The organism is Lactobacillus sp. HMSC08B12 (genome assembly GCF_001808415.1).
Taxonomy (GTDB): Bacteria; Bacillota; Bacilli; order Lactobacillales; family Lactobacillaceae; genus Lactobacillus; species Lactobacillus delbrueckii.
The window spans coordinates 1-5,939 of record NZ_KV793105.1 but is presented as its reverse complement, the minus strand read 5'-3'; the positions used below and the strand labels follow the sequence as shown (position 1 = coordinate 5,939).

The window sequence follows — 5,939 nt, the reverse complement described above, 5'->3', positions numbered from 1 at the left end:
AATCCACGCATCCCATGCGGGATGCGACTGCCCTTGGCTTGATCACTAACGCGGTTGCCGGCTATTTCAATCCACGCATCCCATGCGGGATGCGACGGCACAAAAAGAGCATGTTGCGGCAATTGAACTATTTCAATCCACGCATCCCATGCGGGATGCGACCGCAACATTTAGTTAAAAAAGCATTTTCACAGCTAAATATTGGGCATACAAAATATAAAAAGCATTAAAAAACTGCAATTTTATATTCAAGACTACAAAAAAATAGTCAAAAACAGTGCGAATCCTCTGCCTAATTCTGTTAGCTTCACACTCGCACTGTCTAGATAATTAGAAGACAACTGGCTTTCCCAAGTCTAATACTTGTTTACACCCATAAGACTGAACTTTGTTCTCATATTTTTTGCCTACATTGAAGAAGTACAAGCTGTCGCACTCTTCATCATATACCTTTAGTAAGCGTTCCTTCATTTCCTCAAGCTTTGTAGAATCTACAAGACACTCAAATACTGAATTTTGAACTCTTTGGCCATAGTCGTTACATATTTTGGAAACATTTCTTAGTCTCTTCTTTCCCGAAGCAGTTTCAGTATTCACGTCATAACTGACAATTACCATCATCATCTACAATCACTTACTTCCATAAAAACGGAGGGTATCCGTCCAAGTCGCCTCGTAAATATCTTGCAAGCAACTGCGCTTGTACAAATGGAATGAGTCCCCACTCTATTTTTTCTTTGAGAAACGGGTGCTCAATTGTTGTCACTTTATTATTCTGCCACTCTGCCAAGACTCGCTTACGTGCGCCATCTTTTAGTAAAATTGCTCCACTTTCTTTCTCTACGAAATCATCAGCATGGAGCATTTTCTTGTTGATCAATTTTAAAACAAAGCGATCGGCCATAACCCCCCTAAGCTCTTCCATTAGGTCCAAAGCGAGTGATTCTCTTCCCGGCCTATCCACGTGCATAAACCCTACATACGGATCCAAACCATTTGCTATCAGTCCAGATGCACATTCATTGCCTAATAGCGTGTAGGTCAATGAAAGTAATGCATTCACTCTATCTAGAGGGGGCCTTCTATTTCTACCATGATAGAAAAAATCTTCCTTTTGGTTAATTATCATCTGATCAAAAATAGAAAAATAATCGGTCGCTAAATTTCCTTCTACCCCACGCAATACATCCATGTTCTCAGCATTTCGAATCTCTTCAATACCGTTCTTTAAAGATTCAGAAACTTTCTTAAACATATCAGCATCTATTTGAAACGAGTGGTCACGTATATATCGTTCAACAATCCATCTTTGGTTATAAACTTTACCAATTATAAAGTTTTTCGAAATTTCTAGAGATGCTGCCTGCGTATCTGCCAGACGATATTGAATTCTTCGTAGATACACATTGCCCGTAGGTTTTCCTACAACTCTCCCTTTCAAATAGCCACTCTTTGATATAAAAGAGATAGAAATCCCTTGATCCAGACACTTCTGCATCAACCCAGGACTAACTCCGGAATACCCGAAAGTAACTATTGACTCAAAATTTTGCAATGGGACTTCACCAACGCACTTTTGATCAATAAGAACTTTTACATTGTTCCCATCAGCTGCTAAATAGGCTTCTGGAGTATTGACATACAGAGTATTCAATAATTGTCTCAATCGTCCAATCTCCTCCGTAAATACTCATCAACTGTTTCAGTTTTCAATAAACTCGGAAGACAAATATTTCTAAGAGAGCAAGACTTACACTTTTCTGTTGGTTTAACCTTAGGCGTATACTTCCTATCCCAATACTGATGCATTTCATTCACGGTTCTTACCAACATAGCCCGTAATTCAGGAGTAAACTCTACTTTTGTACGGTGCTTGGTCTTACCATAATACAAATAGCCGTACTCCAAATGACAAAAGAGCATTTCTTCTAAGCATACAGCTTCTGCTAAAAGCTGCAACTCATCAGAATGGTCTGATTTCTTTTGACCGTGCTTATATTCAACGGGAATCGGAAGATATTTCTCCTTCTTTCCTCGAACAGGTACTCCATTCACATCATCTTTAGTAAATTCAACGATATCACATATACCTGTAAGTCCATATTCAACTGAATGAATTGGCATGGCTCGTACGATAAATTTTGACCCTCTTGATTCTTTTAAAAAAGGATCATCTGCCTTTTCATGCAACTGATCTCCCTTTAGTGTAAGGTAATTGTCCTCCCATTGATCCTCAATATGTCCGAGTGCCCACTGCCTTCTGCAAAACACAAAATGCTGAATTCCGGAAATCATTAAGAAATCATCTTCATAGTAGGCCATGATCTTAGTCTTCGAAAATATCTAACTTATCACATTGAATGGTTTTAGCAGCACTATCCGCACTGCCCCAGTCAATATCTTCCGTAGACTTTACCACATCCACACCTTCATTTGGCTTGATTTCAACGGTTCTAAAGATTTTTGCTGGAGATTCATCACCCAACTTGTTCTTGTGTTCCCACCAATATACTCTCAAAACTTCCATACTCCCAGCTGGGCGGGCAGAAGATTCATCATTGTAGAACAAAGTCTTCAATGCTTCATGGATCGCATTGGCATCTTCTTCTGTAAAACCAGTCTTTTCAGCAAGCTGAACATTAATACTGCCATTAAATTGGTAAACCGCGTAGTCAATACTATACTTCATCCCCATAGTATCAGAACTTCTACCGGCAGCGTCCTTTGAGTTCACAGACTTGGTAATCTGCATGTCATTAATCATAATCGGCGTAATTGAACGTGCTGTTTGAATAGAAACCGGACCTCGTACACCAACTGAAGAACCCTTATCAAACGCAAATACTTGACCAAATGCACGCACGTCAAACCAAGTCTGGCAGGCAACTTCTTGGTATTTGGACTCATCTTTTTGTCCCTTTAATTCCTTTACAGAATCTGCTCTGGCCTTAAGGCTCTTAAGACCATCGTCTGCACGGTCTTGTGATTGCACAAAGATCTTTTCTCCCATTTCTTGCAGGCGATTCCGGAGCTTACGCTTAATTGCAACATCAGAAACTTCTCCATAACCGTCACTAGTCTGACGAGGGCGATTACCATTCAGCGGATCACCGTTTGGATTAGCCCCAGCAACTGAGAAGACAACCTTAAAATCAATTCTATGATTCAACACATTAGCCATTTCGTTCACCATTCCTTAATTACTCATTTGACGTCTTCTTCTTCTGGTACCAGTCATTTCTTTGTTGACTGTAACCAATCAAGAACTTTCCGTTCAATGGATCATTCAAATGCTTATCTTCTGCATCTAAGCTTGCAAAGATTTCATCAATCAGCTTCGAAGCCTTGAAACTGTACTTGTTCTTTCGAAGGTACGGCTGCAGATTCGTATAAATAATCTTCCAAGTGTCCAATGGGCGCTGTGCGAAAGAAGACATGTAGCGCTTCGCATTTGTGACACGCCCTTCGTTATTTTCTGATCCTTGAAGAACACCTTCCTCAATTACATCGGCAATTGCCAACAAGCGTCCGAAGCTGTAACTCCGATCGTGATAACTATCATTAAGCATCGTCTTTATTTCTCCCTCATCATAGTATGCCTTGAAGAGCTTTGAAGCCGTCCTCATCACTCTACGCCAACCCTTATCATCATTAAATGATGCAGGTCTAATTGCACGGTTATAAATCGCAGATAACAGACTCCACGGTACAATTTGACTACCAAGAATCATGTGTGACAATTGGGAAACAGTTGCCGCCATTCTTTTATCATCTACCCTATCGCCGTAAATGTCATAACAGACCTGCTTAAGGTTAAAGAATGATTGCCGATCATCAATTGTAATCTTTCCATACCAAGATGCAAATTTGTTAATATATTGTTGCAAACTCATTGCTTGATAATAAACAACTCCGAAGCGGCCATTTACTGGACTTTCAAGTTCGATCAAATGCACTGATCCCTGCAAGCTATAATCATCTTTATTTGCACCATCAATTAATACTTTGCGAAAATTCTCGGCGATATTAGTATTAGTATCAATTTCAGTCGTTTCTGCAAATTTCTTCTGTGCTAAGGCAAGTAATGGATTCTGAGAAACAATTGATAAATCTGCCGTATTTTCTCCATTTACTTCCCAAGCAAGATAGTATCTGTCACCAATTTTAAAACCTTGCTTTGTCAAAAGCCATTTCATTGCCGCATGTGCTTTTTGAGATGAGTCATACCCAATCGTGACAGCTTCATCTGCAGTTAAGAAACGGCCCTTAAATGTGAAGTTAGTGGTATCATTCGCAGAAATTAATTTTGCATTGGCAGCATTATCTAAAATACCTTTTGGGTGTTTGCTCGTCAGAATGACATTTTCTTCCCCAGTAATATAATCAATTCCTTCATCAGTTCCACCACTAACCGTATCCGTTTGTAATACTTGATGATAGTACTGTGTCCAAGCGTCAAAAAAGCGCCTATTTTCAAATCTTTTAACGTTTTCTGGATTTCTAATATTAAAGCGAACCGTACTCTTAAAAAGGTTATTTCCCGCTACCTTTTCTTTGGCAACATTCTCACCAAAGATCTTTCCAGTCCATAAATCATTGATTATGTCATTTTCAGTAACATAACGGTAGACAGCTTGTAGAGTTCGGTACACATATTGATCCGGATATTCTTTTAAGAAAATAAGGTATGCACGAAATTGTTCCAGGTACTTTTTGTGCGACTCAATATACTTTTCATCGCCACTCCACTTACTGTAATCTCTTGCTAAATACTGAAGTTTATCATCGACAGGAAGAGGAACTAAATATGAACCACTACCTGATCTAATCGAAGACTCTATCGTTGCTGGCACTATTGTTTTCGGATCATCCACTACGAATGCACCAGCAAAAGTACCGTCAGCATTTAAGTCAATCTGAAGAGTGCAGTTCAGGAAAATATGAGAGACTGGCAACATCTGATATGCTTTTTTAGATTCTTCGCCAGACTTGGGGTGGTAAATCCGATAGCTTGTTATACCTAAGTTCTTTTCATTCTTATCATAGACATCTACAAACTCAGAAAGCCAACTCATAAGTCACCCTCCTTTAGCAGCTCCGCATAAAGCGCGTCCACACTCTCGATATTACTCAAACTAAATTGTTTTGCTTTCAGCTTATGAAGACTCCTGCGGACCAAAGTCTCATCATCGGGTCTTGGAAACTCAATAACCCCTTGTTTCATCACAACATTCCAAAGTCTGACACCTAATTCATCTCTCCCTGTTTCATCAGGGTAATCAATACCATGTACCATGGTACCAAAAAGTCGGTCATCAGAATTGTCGTAGAAGCTCTCGCCTTCTCCAAATTTGCACGGCTCAACGTAACCCTGGCATTCACGGGTTCCTAAGAAGATATCGCGTCTGCCACCTTTTTCTATGCACCGTTTCATTATTGCATAGTGTTTCTTTGCATTTCTGTCACCGGCTAAATCTGGTCTGTTCTGATTAAATTCAAAATGAGCTTGAACTTGATATTCAACGTCTTTCAAGTAGGTATACCTAGAAAGGTCCGTTTTTGTCATGTCATTATACTTTGGCACTCTGATGTCTTTTGCCTCTGTAATGATCGGGTTCATTACTCTGACTTTATCAATATAAATTTGAATAGTCGGCTTCCAATAAATACTCTCAGTTATACCCTTCAAGGCCTGGTATGTTGGAACCGGGTATGTAAACTTTTCCCCGCCAATCTTCATGATAGGATCAGTAAACAGCGCATAATCACCATACACTTTAAAGTTGAATGTCGTGTTCTCTTCCATATTTCTCTCCTAATGGTGCGATAACTATGCCCAAAAATTCTAAAATTGAGTGAATTATTGCTTCACAGCCTTAAGTTTACCACTTTGAGCAAATTCAAGAAAGCGCCGATTGTAAAATTAAACTGAACACTGT

Annotated in this window: 7 protein-coding genes; 1 reads left to right on the top strand and 6 read right to left on the bottom strand. The window is 39.5% G+C overall.

The window, feature by feature from the left end; all coding sequences use genetic code 11:
• A partial coding sequence (locus HMPREF3168_RS10405) for a hypothetical protein (protein WP_210384536.1) occupies positions 1-230 on the top strand: 230 nt, incomplete at its 5' end.
• A 100-nt stretch (positions 231-330) separates the two neighbouring features.
• Here HMPREF3168_RS10405 and cas2 read toward each other — a convergent pair.
• Genes cas2 through cas5c form a run of 6 tightly spaced genes read right to left on the bottom strand, consistent with a single transcriptional unit; the run spans position 331 to position 5,806 of the window.
• Positions 331-621, bottom strand: coding sequence for a CRISPR-associated endonuclease Cas2 (cas2, locus tag HMPREF3168_RS01065; protein ID WP_035165464.1), 291 nt, complete (start codon positions 619-621; stop codon positions 331-333).
• Positions 622-634: 13 nt separating this feature from the next.
• Positions 635-1,666 carry a type I-C CRISPR-associated endonuclease Cas1c gene (cas1c, locus tag HMPREF3168_RS01060; RefSeq protein ID WP_035185415.1) on the bottom strand — a complete coding sequence of 344 codons (1,032 nt, stop codon included), beginning with the start codon at positions 1,664-1,666 and terminating at the stop codon, positions 635-637.
• Positions 1,663-2,322 (bottom strand): CRISPR-associated protein Cas4, encoded by a 660-nt coding sequence (gene cas4, locus HMPREF3168_RS01055; protein ID WP_035164811.1) that lies wholly within the window; start codon positions 2,320-2,322, stop codon positions 1,663-1,665. The genes cas1c and cas4 overlap by 4 nt, the downstream gene beginning before the upstream one ends.
• A gap of 4 nt (positions 2,323-2,326) precedes the next feature.
• Positions 2,327-3,193: a type I-C CRISPR-associated protein Cas7/Csd2 gene (cas7c, locus tag HMPREF3168_RS01050; RefSeq protein ID WP_003617697.1), complete on the bottom strand. Its 867-nt coding sequence runs from the start codon at positions 3,191-3,193 to the stop codon at positions 2,327-2,329.
• Between the two features lie 7 nt (positions 3,194-3,200).
• Entirely contained in the window at positions 3,201-5,075 is a 1,875-nt protein-coding gene (cas8c, locus tag HMPREF3168_RS01045; protein WP_070488030.1) for a type I-C CRISPR-associated protein Cas8c/Csd1, read from the bottom strand.
• Positions 5,072-5,806: a type I-C CRISPR-associated protein Cas5c gene (gene cas5c, locus HMPREF3168_RS01040; RefSeq protein ID WP_035185417.1), complete on the bottom strand. Its 735-nt coding sequence runs from the start codon at positions 5,804-5,806 to the stop codon at positions 5,072-5,074. The genes cas8c and cas5c overlap by 4 nt, the downstream gene beginning before the upstream one ends.
• Between the last annotated feature and the right edge of the window lie 133 nt (positions 5,807-5,939).

Excerpts from the sequence above, each read along its gene's own strand:
- cas4 (WP_035164811.1), bottom strand. The coding sequence starts at position 2,322 with ATGGCCTACTATGAAGATGATTTCTTAATGATTTCCGGAATTCAGCAT.
- cas2 (WP_035165464.1), bottom strand. The coding sequence starts at position 621 with ATGATGGTAATTGTCAGTTATGACGTGAATACTGAAACTGCTTCGGGA.
- cas7c (WP_003617697.1), bottom strand. The coding sequence starts at position 3,193 with ATGGTGAACGAAATGGCTAATGTGTTGAATCATAGAATTGATTTTAAG.
- cas8c (WP_070488030.1), bottom strand. The coding sequence starts at position 5,075 with ATGAGTTGGCTTTCTGAGTTTGTAGATGTCTATGATAAGAATGAAAAG.
- cas5c (WP_035185417.1), bottom strand. The coding sequence starts at position 5,806 with ATGGAAGAGAACACGACATTCAACTTTAAAGTGTATGGTGATTATGCG.